At 63.2% G+C, this 13,361-nt stretch carries 14 protein-coding genes and 1 pseudogene; 9 read left to right on the top strand and 6 right to left on the bottom strand.

Annotated features, from left to right (window positions below):
• Nucleotides 1-37 precede the first annotated feature (37 nt).
• Nucleotides 38-1,081, bottom strand: coding sequence for a monovalent cation/H+ antiporter subunit E (locus tag C484_RS19310; RefSeq protein ID WP_006827565.1), 1,044 nt, complete (start codon nt 1,079-1,081; stop codon nt 38-40).
• 242 nt (nt 1,082-1,323) lie between these two features.
• Here C484_RS19310 and C484_RS19305 point away from each other — a divergent pair, with 242 nt between their 5' ends.
• From C484_RS19305 to C484_RS19290, 4 genes are all read left to right on the top strand, one after another.
• Nucleotides 1,324-1,509 (top strand): CbtB domain-containing protein, encoded by a 186-nt coding sequence (locus tag C484_RS19305; protein WP_006827564.1) that lies wholly within the window; start codon nt 1,324-1,326, stop codon nt 1,507-1,509.
• Nucleotides 1,509-2,309 (top strand): CbtA family protein, encoded by an 801-nt coding sequence (locus tag C484_RS19300; RefSeq protein ID WP_006827563.1) that lies wholly within the window; start codon nt 1,509-1,511, stop codon nt 2,307-2,309. The genes C484_RS19305 and C484_RS19300 overlap by 1 nt, the downstream gene beginning before the upstream one ends.
• Nucleotides 2,306-2,644, top strand: coding sequence for a (2Fe-2S) ferredoxin domain-containing protein (locus C484_RS19295; RefSeq protein ID WP_006827562.1), 339 nt, complete (start codon nt 2,306-2,308; stop codon nt 2,642-2,644). Before C484_RS19300 ends, C484_RS19295 begins: the two co-directional genes overlap by 4 nt.
• A 99-nt stretch (nt 2,645-2,743) precedes the next feature.
• Complete coding sequence (locus tag C484_RS19290; RefSeq protein WP_006827561.1) at nt 2,744-3,814, top strand: quinone-dependent dihydroorotate dehydrogenase; 1,071 nt, start codon at nt 2,744-2,746, stop codon at nt 3,812-3,814.
• A 150-nt stretch (nt 3,815-3,964) separates the two neighbouring features.
• Here C484_RS19290 and C484_RS19285 read toward each other — a convergent pair whose 3' ends face one another.
• Complete coding sequence (locus C484_RS19285) at nt 3,965-4,402, bottom strand: DUF6653 family protein (protein WP_006827560.1); 438 nt, start codon at nt 4,400-4,402, stop codon at nt 3,965-3,967.
• Between the two features lie 57 nt (nt 4,403-4,459).
• Entirely contained in the window at nt 4,460-5,638 is a 1,179-nt protein-coding gene (locus C484_RS19280) for a tRNA sulfurtransferase (RefSeq protein ID WP_006827559.1), read from the bottom strand.
• A gap of 273 nt (nt 5,639-5,911) precedes the next feature.
• On the opposite strand from C484_RS19280, the pseudogene C484_RS19275 reads away from it, so the two are divergent.
• Nucleotides 5,912-6,556, top strand: a pseudogene (locus C484_RS19275) (methyl-accepting chemotaxis protein); the annotation flags it as partial.
• A gap of 15 nt (nt 6,557-6,571) precedes the next feature.
• Here the strand turns inward: C484_RS19275 and C484_RS19270 are convergent.
• A complete protein-coding gene (locus C484_RS19270; RefSeq protein ID WP_006827557.1) occupies nt 6,572-7,777 on the bottom strand; it encodes a methionine adenosyltransferase in 1,206 nt (401 codons plus the stop codon).
• 104 nt (nt 7,778-7,881) lie between these two features.
• Nucleotides 7,882-8,517 carry a class IV adenylate cyclase gene (gene cyaB / locus C484_RS19265; RefSeq protein WP_006827556.1) on the bottom strand — a complete coding sequence of 212 codons (636 nt, stop codon included), beginning with the start codon at nt 8,515-8,517 and terminating at the stop codon, nt 7,882-7,884.
• 140 nt (nt 8,518-8,657) lie between these two features.
• On the opposite strand from cyaB, the gene C484_RS19260 reads away from it, so the two are divergent.
• On the top strand, nt 8,658-9,641 hold the full coding sequence (locus C484_RS19260; protein WP_006827555.1) for an FKBP-type peptidyl-prolyl cis-trans isomerase: 984 nt from the start codon (nt 8,658-8,660) through the stop codon (nt 9,639-9,641).
• Between the two features lie 200 nt (nt 9,642-9,841).
• Nucleotides 9,842-10,831, top strand: coding sequence for a hypothetical protein (locus tag C484_RS19255; RefSeq protein WP_006827554.1), 990 nt, complete (start codon nt 9,842-9,844; stop codon nt 10,829-10,831).
• Nucleotides 10,832-10,884: 53 nt separating this feature from the next.
• Here the strand turns inward: C484_RS19255 and C484_RS19250 are convergent, their stop codons facing one another.
• Nucleotides 10,885-11,508 (bottom strand): RAD55 family ATPase, encoded by a 624-nt coding sequence (locus C484_RS19250; protein WP_006827553.1) that lies wholly within the window; start codon nt 11,506-11,508, stop codon nt 10,885-10,887.
• Between the two features lie 130 nt (nt 11,509-11,638).
• On the opposite strand from C484_RS19250, the gene pyrB reads away from it, so the two are divergent.
• Both pyrB and pyrI read left to right on the top strand, forming a co-directional pair.
• Nucleotides 11,639-12,625 carry an aspartate carbamoyltransferase gene (pyrB, locus tag C484_RS19245; RefSeq protein WP_006827552.1) on the top strand — a complete coding sequence of 329 codons (987 nt, stop codon included), beginning with the start codon at nt 11,639-11,641 and terminating at the stop codon, nt 12,623-12,625.
• Nucleotides 12,618-13,109 carry an aspartate carbamoyltransferase regulatory subunit gene (gene pyrI / locus C484_RS19240; protein ID WP_006827551.1) on the top strand — a complete coding sequence of 164 codons (492 nt, stop codon included), beginning with the start codon at nt 12,618-12,620 and terminating at the stop codon, nt 13,107-13,109. Before pyrB ends, pyrI begins: the two co-directional genes overlap by 8 nt.
• Nucleotides 13,110-13,361 lie beyond the last annotated feature (252 nt).

The raw sequence follows: 13,361 nt of genomic DNA, 5'->3' as shown, positions 1-13,361 counted from the left end.
TCGGGGGTCGGAAGCGCCGCCGGAGACAGCGCGGGGCTCACACGTCGTCACCACCGATGATCTCGGTATCGTCACGTTCTCGGGGGGTGGGGATGCGCGCCCCGGAGCGGCCGTGGAAGACGAATCTGACGGCGCGTTCGAGCGCGCCGTCGAAGAGGTCGTCTCGAGCGCCGGGGATGAGCGTGTGGACGATCAGTCGCTGGTCGTCGGCACGAACCGTCAGCGTGCCCGGAGTGAGCGTGATGCTGTTTGCGAGCGCGAGCAGTGGAAGACCGCCCCTGACGCGTGCGTTGACCCGGGTGAGGACGGGTTCGATCGGCATCGACGGCCGGAGGATGACGACCGAGATGGCGAGGTTCGCCTTGATGATTTCATAGAGGAGATACGGGATGTACAGGGCGAACCGGACGGTCCGCAGCGGCGACCGGAGCCGGCCGAGTGGAAAGGTAAAGGTGACGTACGCGAGCGAAATCGAGACGATACCGGCGACCGCAGCGCCGGTGACGAGGTCGAATGGGTAGGTTGGATCGCCGAGGATGAGATAGAATCCGTAGGAGATCCAGAACGTTGCAAACAGTTGGTCGAACCGTTCGGTCCCGCCGCCGATCAGGCGTTCGTGACGGGCGGGACGGTCGACGGGTGCCTCCTCGTAAGGGAGGCCGAGGGCGTCGAATTCACGTTCGAGAGGTTGAATTAGCTGTGCCGTCTGTCCCGGCTGGTACTCCGGGTCGAGAACGATCCGGTCGATATCGTGGCTCGTCGCGTACGCCTCGAATACCTCCGCAAAGTCCCGTGGCCCGAAGAGATACTCGTTCGTCCCGACCACGGCGGTTTCAATTTCGACCGTCGCGTCCGTGTCGTCTACGTCTTCCTCGACCCAGTTTTCGGCGCGGGTGAGCAACTGTTCGGCGTCCTCGGTCAGCGAGCGCCCCTCCGGGACCGCTACATCGTAGGGGAGGGCGGCAACGAGATGGAACTCGACAGCATCGGCGTCCTCGAGTGCGGCTCGGACGGCGTACCCGACCGTCTGTCGAACGGTCACCGTGTCCGACAGCGGTACGAGAACTCGTTCAGCCGCCACAGCACGTCCCTCCTGGTGACCGGCGTTGAATACTCATGACTCTCGTCGTTAGTCGATTCAAGCGGTAGCTGTAGGAAAACGATTTCGTTATCTACCAGCACGCATCGGGCGACGCTATCGCGATGTCGGACGGGCAGCCTCGGTCTCGTGACTGGGTAACGGACGCCAGCTGGCGGGACACGCCGACCGAAGAGCGACCGATAGGTTTACAATTTCACTTTCAATAGTCAAAATTGACTTTCATGGAGACGACCGAAACCGTCCACGATCGAATCGGGACCGCCCGCAACGATCACACGACCGCCCAATTAGCGCTCGTCTTCGCACTCGTTGCGACACTGGCGTTTACGCTCCTGTTCGTCCAAGAACCGCTCGTTCACGACTCACTGCACAACTTCCGACACGCAGTCGGTGTGACCTGTCACTGATGCTCGTCGACTACCTCGAACGGGGCGTGCTCGCGGGTGCAATCGCGGGCATCGCCTACGGCCTCTACGTCATGTTGGTCGCGAATCCGCTGGTTGGGTACATGGAAGCCCTTGCCGAGGGGGCCGGCGGCGCTGAAAGCGGCCACGAGCACGCCCACGCCGCCGAGCACGCACATACCGCCGGCGAACATGCCCACGCTGCCGGCGAGCACGCCCACGCGGTCGGCGAAACGACGACTGCCGTCGTGAGCATCGGTAGCGGCGTCTTCTGGGGCATCTTGCTCGGAACCGCCTTCGCACTCGCCTTCTACTTCCTCGAACCCGCACTCCCCGGACGCGGGTCGGTCAAGGGCTACGTGCTGGCCGGCGCTGGATTTCTCGCCGTCTCCGGGGCCCCGTGGCTCGTTCTGCCGCCGACGACGCCCGGCGCGGAACAGGCGTACACCCCGACGATCCGCATCGCCATCTACGGCGGACTCATGCTCGCGGGCGCACTCATCGCCGCAACTGCGATCTACGGCTACCGCCGTGGGTCGACACGAAGCCGCCCGCTCGGACTGTGTCTTGCAGCCCTCCCGATCGTCGCTCTCGCGGCCGTGACGACTCTCACAGCACCGACGATCGTCGAGAGCGGCGCAATCCCGGGCGAACTCGTCACCGCGTTCCGGGGACTGACCGCACTCAGCCAGGCCGCACTCTGGGTGCTCGTCGCCGGCTGTTTCGACCGACTCCAGACCCGGGCCAGAGCCCACTCAAGCACCGAGCGGCGGGTAGACCTCACCACGAGTTCGCGTTCATGAACGAGCGGACCGAGCGCCAGCGCGAACGCCTCGACGCGCACGTCTTCGTCTGTACCAACGCCCGCGAGTCGGCACACGCGAGTTGCGGAACAGTCGGTGCCGAGGAGACTGTTGTGGCGGTCAAAGACTGGTTGCGCGAGCGAGACGCGTTCTGGACGGCGGTTTCCGTCGGGACGACCTCGTGTCTCGGCCTGTGCAGCGAGGACGGTGTCGCGATCACGATCCAGCCGCGAAACACCTGGTACTCGGACGTTACACCCGAAGACGTTCCGGAGCTACTCGCGGCCGAGTTCGGGCCGGCGGCTGACTGCATTGGCGACCCTGACGACTCCTGAGAACCACGCTGAAGTAAGACTCCGCGCGCGAACCTGCACGCGCCCCCTGGCGGCTCCGTCCCGGGACGTTTACCTACCAGCCACACCGAGGGACTGTCGATGACGCTGTACTCGCGAGTTCGCCCGCTCGCGTTCCGGCTTCCGGCCGAGACGGCCCACAGTCTCGGAAAGCGGACGCTCCGGGCGGCACAGTCCACCCGGCCGACGCGGGCGGCCATGGCGGCGGCCTACCAGTACGACCATCCCGCACTCTGCATCGACCTGTTCGACACGACGTTCCCGAACCCGGTCGGGATCGCGGCCGGCTTCGACAAGAACGCCGAGGTGACCCACGCGCTCGCCGCGCTCGGCTTCGGATTCGTCGAAATCGGCACCGTGACACCATACTCGCAGGGCGGCAACGACCGGCCGCGGCTGTTCCGCCTGCGCGAGGACGAGGCGATGGTCAACCGCATGGGGTTCAACGGCCAGGGGATGGAGCGGGTGAAGTCCCGGCTCGAGACCGACGGCACGCCCGACTTTCCACTCGGCGTGAACATCGGCAAGATGAACTCGTCGACGGAGCGCGAAGCCGTCGAGGACTACCGGCGCGTCTTCGACCGCCTCTCGCCGTTCGCCGACTACGTCGTCGTCAACGTCTCCTGTCCGAACACGCCCGACGAGTTCGACGAGGCCTCCCCCGACCATCTTCGGGAGATTTTCGAGACGCTCGAAGCCGAAAACGACGCGGACGTGCCGATCCTGGTGAAGGTCGGTCCCGACGAACCCGCCGAGTCGATTCTCGAACTCGTCGACATCGTCCGGGCGTTCGACCTCGATGGGATCGTCGCGACGAACACGTCGACTGGCCGCGAGAATCTCGCCTCGCCGCGGCGCGAAGAGTGGGGCGGCCTCAGCGGCAAACCGCTCGAGGAGCGCTCGACCGCGGTCATCCGCACGATCGCCGACCACACCGACGGCGACCTGCCGATCATCGGCGTCGGCGGCGTCGATTCGGCCGCGAGCGCCTACCGAAAGATCCGCGCCGGCGCGTCGCTCGTCCAGTTGTACACCGGCTTCGTCTACCAGGGCCCCTCGACCGCGAAACGGATCAACCGCGGGCTCGTGGACCTCCTCGAACGCGACGGATTCGACTCGGTCGCGGACGCCGTCGGCGCTGAACTCGAGTGACTTAGCGGTGTGCGAGTCGAATCGATCAGTTGGTCACACCGGCCGAGGCGATCACGCCGTGACCGCAGATGGTTGTCGAGCGGTGCCGAGTACAGGATACGGATCTCCCGAAGGAGAGGCGGTAGGCGGCCGATATCTGTGGACCGCTGTTTATCGAGAGTCGAGTTCTCGGTAGTGGTCGATGATTTCCTTCATACACCACTGGTTGAGTCCCGCTGAAGCGAGCGAGAAAGCCACCGTCGAAACCGGCTTCTGCTTATACGCAGCGTAGAGGCCATAGAGCCCGACCGGAACGCTCAGCGTATTAAGAATCTGCGGATAGCCGAGGCCGATGAGGCGATGTCCGTCGCTCGTCCAGCGTTCTTCGGCCCGCACGACCGCATACATCCAGTCATCCGGCTCTTCGGAGGGTTCGCGGAACAACACCGGATTGATCACCAAGAACAGAATTGTGAGCCCAATCACCCTCCAGTTGCGATAGTAGAGGGCGGCAATAATCACAAATCCGGCACCCAATCGACTCCAGCCACTCTTCGGATTGGAGTGACGACCCCAAATGGTCTCCTTCTCTGTGAACTCGGTGTTCATGGATACCGTTTCGTACAGGGAGCATATCTCTCTATCGCGGAGGACGCTGTTTTCGACTCAGGGTTCGACGAGTTCAGCGCGTTTCGCCGCGTCTTCGGCCCGCTCGAAGAGGTCGTCGGGCTCGTGTTCAAGCAGCGGTTCGAGCCGAGCGTTCGTCTCGACGCGGTCGGGTGCCACGCGGTTGCAGCCAGCGTTGATCGTCGATTGCGTGTACGTATCGATTTCGCGGGCTTGAGCGACGATTTCCGGTTTGTCCCGGGTGAGCAGCGGGCGGTGGATCGGGAGCTGAGTCGCGCGGCTGGTGACGCCGAGATTCTGGAGGGTCTGGCTCGACTTCTGGCCGACGGCTTCGCCGGTGACGATGCCGTGGGCGTCGACCCGCTCGGCGAGGTGCTCCGCCGCCCGGTAGAAAAAGCGCCGCAGCGAGAGCATCCGGCCCTGTTCCATCGTCTCCACGAGGTGATCGACCGTCTCGCCGCCGGGGACCTTGTAGACCTGCATATCGAAGTTCGGAGCGTACTGCGAGAGCGTCCGCACCGTCTCCATCGCGCGCGCCTCGTGGTCGATACCGCCGTAGGCCCCGAGGTCGACGTAGACTGGGACGACCGGGCTCCCGCGTTTCATCAGCTCGTAGGCCGCGACCGGCGAGTCGATCCCGCCGCTGATCAGGGCGATGACGGGCTCCTGGGCTCCGAGCGGCAGGCCGCCCGGCCCCGGGACCGTCTTGAGGTAGATAAACGCGAAGTCTTCGCGGACCTCGACGCCGAAGGTGAGGTCGGGGTTATCGAGGTCGACTTCGGGGCTGAACTCGTCCTCGACGGCCTCCCAGATGGCGGTGCCGCCCTCGCGGGCGAGTTCTTCGCTCGTGTAGGGCAGGCTCTTGTCGGCCCGGCGGGCGTCGACGGCAAACGCGCCGCCGTCGTAGCACGCGCGGGCGGTTTCCGCGAGCGCCGTACAGATTTCGCCCATGGCGGTGTCGACCGTCAGGGCGGGGCTGCCGGAGACGACGCCGAACGCGTCGGTCGCGGCGTCGGTCGCGGCGTCGACGCGCTCCTCGTCGGTGTGGATCAGCGGGCGATTCCACCGGCGTTCGACCTCGCCGGGGATCGAGCGGTCGGCGAGGAGGGCCTCGATGTTCTCGGCGAGGCGGTCCTCCATGTACCGCTTGACGGTATTGCTCTTGGTGTTGACGTCCCCGTGGCGGACGAGGACGGTGTCGGCTCCCGGCGGATGCATGCCCCTCGTTAGGGAGGCGGGCCATAAGGGGGTTACGAGCGACGAGTTCGTGGGAACCGGTCTCAGACGGCGACGGCATCGAGCGGAGATGGCCAGAGAGATTATAGTCGATGGACGGACTGTCCAGCGTAATGAGCGAGCCGTTGGCACGCGAAACACGAACGGGTACCGAAGCGGTGGATTCGACACGAACCGACCACAGTCAGGGCGAGAGCGCACTGCTCGAGCAGTATCTCGCCTCGGTCGAGGTGACAGGGCGCAGACGCTGCAAGCGGCGCTATCGAGACGATGGAAACGGTGTCGGACGCCGCCGAAGACGTGTCGGCCGATATCGAAACGCTCCACGAGAGCATCGACGAGATCGGCGAGATCGTCGACGTCATCGACGGCATCGCTGACCAGACGAACATCCTGGCGCTCAACGCCCAGATCGAGGCCGCACAGGCCGGCGAGGAGGGTGCCGGCTTCGCCATCGTCGCCAGCGAGGTCAAGTCGCTGGCCGAAGAGACCCAGGAACAGGCGGGCCGGATCGAGGCGACGATCGAGGACGTGCAGGCGGAAATCGAGTCCACGGCCGACCAGTTCGAGACGACAACCGACCGAATCGACGACGGCGTTGACCGCGTCGAGAACGCGCTGGCCCGACTCGACGACATCGCCACTGCGATCGACGACGCGGCGGCCGGCGTCGGCGAAGTCGCGACCGCGATCGACGATCAGGCCGCCGGCAGCGAGGAAATCGCCGCGACGGTCGACCTCGCCGTCGACGAAATGAACAGCCTCCGCGACGAACTCGAGACGATCTCCGAGTCGACGCGCGAACAGCGAGAAAGCGTTGTGGCGGTGCGCTCGACCGTACGCCAACTATCGAAGTCGGCGGACTCGGCGGAATCAACGGCCGAGAACGCGACTGAATAGGTTCGAGAACGAGACCTAAAACGTCGTCAGTTCGCCGTCGATAACCTTGCGCGTGATCTCGGTGACGTTCGCGAGTTCAGTATCGACGATCGCGTTGATCTCGTCTTCCACGTCTTCGAGGGCGACGCCGTCGGCGGTGACGACGTGCACGTCGGCGACGTGGGGCTGGTCGATCGGGCGACCGATCTGGCTGAGCAGGCGAACGCGCAGGTCGCGGATGCCGTCGACCTCGGCGACGACTTCCTCCGCGATCTGGGTCGAAAGCAGGTTGTAGATCTTCCCGATGTGGTTGACCGGGTTCTTGCCGCTCGTGGCCTCCATCGACATCGACCGATTGGGCGTGATGAGCCCGTTCGCGCGGTTGCCGCGGCCGACGGAGCCGTCGTCGCCCTGTTCGGCCGACGTGCCGGTGACGGTGAGATAGATCGACCCCTCCTCGTAGTCGTCGGCCGTGTTCACGTGGACGTTGACCTCGCGGTCAGTGTGTTCGCCCGCAACCTCGGCGACGAATTCGCGGACCGACTCGACGGCATCCGCGTACGCGTCGATATCCGCGATGAACTCGTCGACCATCGCCGCCGCGACGGTGACGTCGATCGTGTCGCCCTCCCGCTTGCCCATGATCTTCACGTCCGGGCCCAGATAGGGGTTCTCCGCGGCGAACTCGCCGTTGAGTCGAGACTCGGCCTCGGAGACGATCTGCTCCGTCTCGGTCAGCGGCGCGTGGCCGACACCGAAACTGGTGTCGTTGGCCATCGGAACGCGCACCTCGTCCTCGCCGAACACATCCTGTAGATCCCCGCTTCCCTCGCCGAGTTTCACGTCGACGACGATGTCCTCGCCGTATTCGAGCTGCGGGATCGTCTCCTCTAGATACTCGCGTGCGGCCCGCAGTGCGATCGTCTCGGTCGGAATCGTCTGTCCCTCGTAGTGTTTGGTCGCGCGGCCGACGATCAGCAGGTAGATCGGGTCGACGACCTCGCCGCCGCCGAACGCGGGTGCTGCCTCGCCCGCGACGAGTTGCGTCTCGTCCGTATTGAAGTGAAGCACTTCCCCCACACGATCGAGATATTCGCGGGCGAGCGCGCCGGCGACGCTCTCAGCCACCCCATCACAGATAGAGTCCGGGTGTCCGATCCCCTTTCGCTCGACGATTTCGACCTCCTGATCCTCGACGGCCTGCCGGTCGATCGGCTCGACCCGGATGTTCCGCTCGCTCATTGCCGGCACTAAACGGAGCGAGTTTCTATAACTTGCGGAAACAGTGCTGCGCCGGAAAATACCCGGGAGTTATCCGGGTGTCCTCGCTCTCGGCGACCGCACGCTCACGACTCGAGCAGCAACCCCAGGTACGAGGTCCGAATCTGGTCGTCCGGATCGAGTTCAAGTGCGCGAAGGACGTTGTACGCGCCGCTCCGGGCAGACTCGAGCGCACGCTCGTCCGCGAGTTCAGTTTCGACTTCGATGTACTCGCCCACGTCGTCGACGGCGTCGAGCGTGACGGTGAACTCGAACTCGTCCGCCGCACCATCCGCGGGCGCGACCGTGTATCGCTCGCGTTCCTTGCGAACCGTTGCGGCGGCCTCGAAGCCGAGATTCGTCAGCACGGCGTCGAACGTCTCGGCGTCGCCGACGGTGGTTTCGACCTCTTCGCGGGTCTTCGATTCCTCGTCGACGAGCGGGCCTTTGTAGGTGACGCGGGTCTCGTGGGCGGTGTCGTCGTGCGCGTGCGGGTCGGCGTCGGATTCGGCCGCCTCGCTCGGTTCGACCGGGCCGGACTGGTGGTGTTCGCTCCGGATCCGAAGCGCCTCGTCCGTCTCGGGAAACGATCGGTGCGGTGCGTCGTAATACGTGTCTGTTTGAACGACAGCCCCCTGCGACGTTACCTCGAGCGGTGCATCCTCGAGTCGCGCCCGGACGCGGTCGAGTTCGGCGGGCACCTTCACTTCGACCTCATACATGTTCGTAGGTGGGCGAACGGGCGGCGGCAGTAAGTATCGGTCGCTCTGGGCACTCGGGCGGAGTGGTCGTCAACCGAAACCGTTCGTCGTTCTCAAGCCAAAGCGTCGTACTTAAATGTCGACGGCGGGACGTACCACGTATGACTGAGGAACAGGAGGCCGAGCTCGATGAGCAGGCCGATGACGTCGAAGCGGAAGCCGACGGAGACGCTGACGAAGCCGACGGGCTTCAGAACGGCGACTTCGTCGAACTTGAGTACACTGCATACACCACCGACGGTGACCAACTGGTCGACACGACCGATCCGGATATCGCCGAAGAGGAGGGTGTCGCAGACCAGAATCAGGAGTTCAAACCGCGCACGATCGTCATCGGCGAGGGCCACATCTTCGAGGGCGTCGAGGACGCACTCGTCGGCAGCGAGCCTGGCGACTCCGGTACCGTGACGATCGACGCCGAAGACGCCTTCGGCGAGTACGACCCGGACAACGTCGAAACCGTCAGTGCGGAGAAGATCGACGAGGACGACCGCTACCCCGGTGCGAACGTCCAGGTCGACGGCCAGCAGGGCTACATCAGCACGATCATCGGCGGCCGCGCACGCGTTGACTTCAACCACCCGCTCGCCGGCGAAGACGTCGAGTACGAGTACGAAATCCTCGACGAAGTCGACGATCGCGAACAGCAGGCCGCCGGCCTGTTCGAGATGTACCTCGGCCTCGAACCCGAACTCTGGATCGAGACCGACGAAGTCGAAGAGGAAGTCCCCGTCGAACCCGATGAGGACGAAGAGGAAGACGATGAAGACGCCGAACCCGAGTTCGAAACCGAACTCGTCGAGAAGGAGACGCTGTACCTCGAAGCGACGCCCCAGATGACGATGAACCAGCAGTGGATGATGGGCAAACAGCAGATCGGCCAGGACATCATCGACCAGATCGGTGTCGACCGCGTCATCGTCCAGGAAGTCATCGACGGCATGGGCGGCATGGGCATGCCCGGCATGATGGGCGGCATGGGCGGCGGTATGGGCGGCGGCGACATCGAGGACGCACTCGAAGACGCCGACGTCGACGCCGACGAAATCGTCGACGAACTCGAAGGCGCAGCAGACGAAGAGTAAGCCGGTAGCCAGTCGTTCTCAGCAGCGTTCCGGCCAGTTATCCACGGCAACTGAGACGCATCCGTCTCTCAAACCCGTCACTCATTCTGTAGAGAGCCACATTTTGGCAGAATCAGACTGAGGACCGGACTGACGACTCCAGTACACGACTGTGCACGGGATTCCTTTTTCGCCCGTGAACTCGTATTGGTCGTCCTGCAATGGTCGATCTGACGAGCGACGAGGGCTCTCCATCCCAGCCCGAATCGAGATCGATCACTCGTTGGTTTCTGCTCGACGGTAATCGCTTCGTGATCGCTGCCGGCATCGCAATCACGTTCGGCGTCGCCTCTCTGTTTCTCTCGCTCACCCACGTTGCACTGCTTTCGAATACGCAACCACTGTTCTACGTATTCAGCGGCCTTATTGCGGGCAATATGACGCTCATTACCGTCGTCGTCTCGATTAACCAGTTGCTGCTGTCTCGAGAACTCCAATCTCCCGGCGAACTTACGTCACAGATCGAGGAAACGGTCGACTTCCGCCAAGAGGTCGAAGAAGTCGCGGATACGGCTGCACCAGCCGTTCCAGCTGGCTTTCTGCGACTCGTCGTCGAGAGCGCCCGTCAGGAGACAGTTCGACTCGATGATGCCGCCACCAAGTCAGACGTACTCTCGGAGGACGTTCGCGACGAAATCAGCGACGTAACCGACGATCTCACGATCGCACTCGACCGAATCGAACAGCATATCGACAAATCCGATACCGGAATCTTCGACGCCCTCTCAACGACGATCGAGAGCAACTTTGCACGCGAGATCTACCGCCTCGAACGAGCCCGGCGAACGGCTGGTAGCGATCTGCCCCCGGCCATCGATACGGCGTTCGAGGACCTTCGAAACAGGCTGCGAGAGATGGATATCACCCGCCAGTATCTGAAGTCCGTCTATCTGCAGGTCGAACTCTCGCGACTCTCCCGATACCTGTTCTACGCCGGCGTTCCTGCGATTGGGGTCGCGATCGCAGTGCTGTTCTCACTGACGGGACCGACGGGCCTGCCCTTCGGATCCCAGGTTCGACTCGTCGTCTTCCCGAGTGCCGTCGCAATCGGAGGATTACCACTTGCACTGCTCTTTTCGTACATTCTCCGGACGGCGATGGTCGCGGAGCAGACAGCAGCCATCACGCCGTTTACGACGGGGCAGAAGTGACTCGGTGAAAGGTGCGGATCACCCGCCGCGGAGTCGAGAAGTATGGCGCGGCCTTACGCGATATCCCGACTTGTATCGATGGCAACCTCCTCGACCAACTCGAGTTTGATCGCCTTCGTCGGCTGCCCGCCACCGCGGAACTTCGGAATCGTCAGATGGTTCTCGAGTTCAGCGCCGGACACCGCCGTCTGGAGATCGAACACGGCGTCGACGGCGTGGTAGGTCCGGGTTCGATTCGCGGGCACATCGCCTCGGAGACAGTGAAGAACGGCAATCCCGTTCTTGTCGAGCATCTGCGTTTTGAGGTCGTCGAGAAACGAGATGAACTCGTCTGTGTCCGTTCGTTCGAGGACGTTCATCGTGTCGATGATGAGGTTTGCGCCGTCGGGGAGCGCGCCGATGAGTTGCATGGTCTCCTCGATCGGTGTGTCGCTGGAAACGTGTCTGATCGTCGGGTTGCCGACATCGGAGGGTGAACTCTCAACGGCGTGACGGACGGTTTCCTCGGAGCGTTCGGTCGAGAGATACAGGGTTCCGCGCGCGGCGGTGAGCTCGTAGAGCAGGAGTTCCGATTGGCTGGCTGGGGCAGCGGTGTACGCGACGAGACAGCCCGGGGGGAGTCCGCCATCGAGTTTTCGGTCCAGCACGTCGATCCCGGTTTCCAGCCGATCTACCATACGGTTGTGGTGTCTTTCTGTAGTTCCTGTATAATTCTTTGCCTTTGGAGTACTGCGGGGCGGACTGACGAGTCACAACGCCGGTCGGAATGGGGGGATTCAAGGGGAATGGAGGAGCCAACACGAACGAATGCGCCACGATCACCTCATCACGAGCAAACAACTCTCGCGGGCGGACATCGAGACCGTCCTCGACCGGGCGGCCGAAATCGACGCCGATCCGGAGGCGGTCGCCGATCGCCACGCGAACGCGCTGCTTGGACTCCTCTTTTTCGAGCCGAGTACGCGCACGAAGATGAGCTTCGAAACCGCAATGAAACGGCTCGGAGGCGATGTCGTCGACATGGGGTCCGTCGAATCCTCGAGCGTCAAAAAGGGCGAAACGCTCGCCGACACGGTTCGGGTCATCGAGGGCTACACCGACGCGCTCGTTCTGCGTCATCCGAAACAGGGAGCCGCGGCGATGGCGAGCGAGTTCGTCGACGTCCCTCTCCTGAACGCCGGCGACGGCGCGGGTCACCATCCGACCCAGACACTGCTCGACCTCTATACAATTCAGGAGAACGCGGGACTCGACGACTTGACTATCGGTATTATGGGTGACCTGAAGTACGGTCGAACCGTCCACTCGCTGGCCTACGCACTGACTAACTTCGAGACGCGCCAGCACTTCATCAGCCCTGAGAGCCTACAACTCCCTCGTGAGGTTGTCTACGACCTCCACCAGCAGGGAGAAGACACGCAGATCCGCGAACACGAGACACTCGAACCGGTCCTCTCCTCGCTCGACGTGCTCTATGTGACTCGAATTCAGCGGGAGCGATTTCCGGACGAAGACGAGTACCAGAAGGTCGCGGGTGAGTACCAGATCGACATCGAGACGCTCGAGGCTGCAAGCGACGAGCTGACGGTTATGCACCCGCTTCCGCGCGTCGACGAAATCGCCCCCGAGATCGACGATACCGACTACGCGGCGTACTTCGAACAGGCACACAATGCCGTTCCGGTACGGATGGCGTTGCTCGATCTGTTCTTGCGCGATCACGGAACAGGGACAGGGGCAGCGACAGCGACGGATGACGCCGCGAATGGTGACGGAGGTGAGGCCGATGAGTGACGATCACGACCACCACGACGACAACGCGGCACACGAACTTCGGGTAAGCAAGATTCAGGACGGCACCGTCATCGATCACGTTCGCGGCGGCCAGGCGCTTAACGTCCTCGCGATTCTCGGTATCGACGGGACCAATGGCGAGGAAGTTTCCGTCGGGATGAACGTCCCGTCGAATCGATTCGCGCGCAAAGACATCGTCAAGGTCGAAGGTCGAGAGTTGAGTCAAGACGAAGTCGACGTCCTCTCGCTGATCGCGCCCGACGCAACGATCAACATCGTTCGTGACTACGAGGTGGTCGAAAAGCATCGCGTCGAGCGCCCCGAGTACGTCGAAGGTGTGTTGTCGTGTCCGAACGCAGACTGCATCACGACCGGCGACGAACCCGTGACATCACGGTTCGAGGTACTCCCGGGCGGCGTTCGCTGTGCGTACTGTGAGACGATCGTCCGAGAGGAGATCGCAGCGCTGATCGATACAGCCTGACCGGAACGGCTGGCCCACCAGTCCCGTCAATCGGCGGCGCTATCGACACCCCACGCCGGTGTCGAACGTGTGGATTTTCGAATCGAGAGGACTATCCAGAATAGCTAAATAGGTGCCGACCGAAACTCTAGGTGGATATGTCACGTACGGTTAAAGTCCTGCTTGCCCTGGTCGTTATCGCCGTCCTCTGGAAGGTCGTCTTCACCAGCTCGTCGGAGATCGACACCGAGGAAATCGAATACGAGCCAGCCG

It is taken from the genome of Natrialba taiwanensis DSM 12281 (assembly GCF_000337595.1).
Lineage (GTDB): Archaea > Halobacteriota > Halobacteria > Halobacteriales > Natrialbaceae > Natrialba > Natrialba taiwanensis.
The sequence above is the reverse complement of the archived record's forward strand: the minus strand, read 5'-3'. Positions and strand labels throughout refer to the sequence as shown.

Excerpts from the sequence above, each read along its gene's own strand:
- C484_RS19250 (WP_006827553.1), bottom strand. The coding sequence starts at position 11,508 with ATGGTAGATCGGCTGGAAACCGGGATCGACGTGCTGGACCGAAAACTC.
- C484_RS19305 (WP_006827564.1), top strand. The coding sequence starts at position 1,324 with ATGGAGACGACCGAAACCGTCCACGATCGAATCGGGACCGCCCGCAAC.
- pyrI (WP_006827551.1), top strand. The coding sequence starts at position 12,618 with ATGAGTGACGATCACGACCACCACGACGACAACGCGGCACACGAACTT.
- C484_RS19255 (WP_006827554.1), top strand. The coding sequence starts at position 9,842 with ATGGTCGATCTGACGAGCGACGAGGGCTCTCCATCCCAGCCCGAATCG.
- C484_RS19285 (WP_006827560.1), bottom strand. The coding sequence starts at position 4,402 with ATGAACACCGAGTTCACAGAGAAGGAGACCATTTGGGGTCGTCACTCC.
- pyrB (WP_006827552.1), top strand. The coding sequence starts at position 11,639 with ATGCGCCACGATCACCTCATCACGAGCAAACAACTCTCGCGGGCGGAC.
- C484_RS19290 (WP_006827561.1), top strand. The coding sequence starts at position 2,744 with ATGACGCTGTACTCGCGAGTTCGCCCGCTCGCGTTCCGGCTTCCGGCC.
- C484_RS19270 (WP_006827557.1), bottom strand. The coding sequence starts at position 7,777 with ATGAGCGAGCGGAACATCCGGGTCGAGCCGATCGACCGGCAGGCCGTC.
- cyaB (WP_006827556.1), bottom strand. The coding sequence starts at position 8,517 with ATGTATGAGGTCGAAGTGAAGGTGCCCGCCGAACTCGACCGCGTCCGG.
- C484_RS19300 (WP_006827563.1), top strand. The coding sequence starts at position 1,509 with ATGCTCGTCGACTACCTCGAACGGGGCGTGCTCGCGGGTGCAATCGCG.
- C484_RS19295 (WP_006827562.1), top strand. The coding sequence starts at position 2,306 with ATGAACGAGCGGACCGAGCGCCAGCGCGAACGCCTCGACGCGCACGTC.
- C484_RS19280 (WP_006827559.1), bottom strand. The coding sequence starts at position 5,638 with ATGCATCCGCCGGGAGCCGACACCGTCCTCGTCCGCCACGGGGACGTC.
- C484_RS19260 (WP_006827555.1), top strand. The coding sequence starts at position 8,658 with ATGACTGAGGAACAGGAGGCCGAGCTCGATGAGCAGGCCGATGACGTC.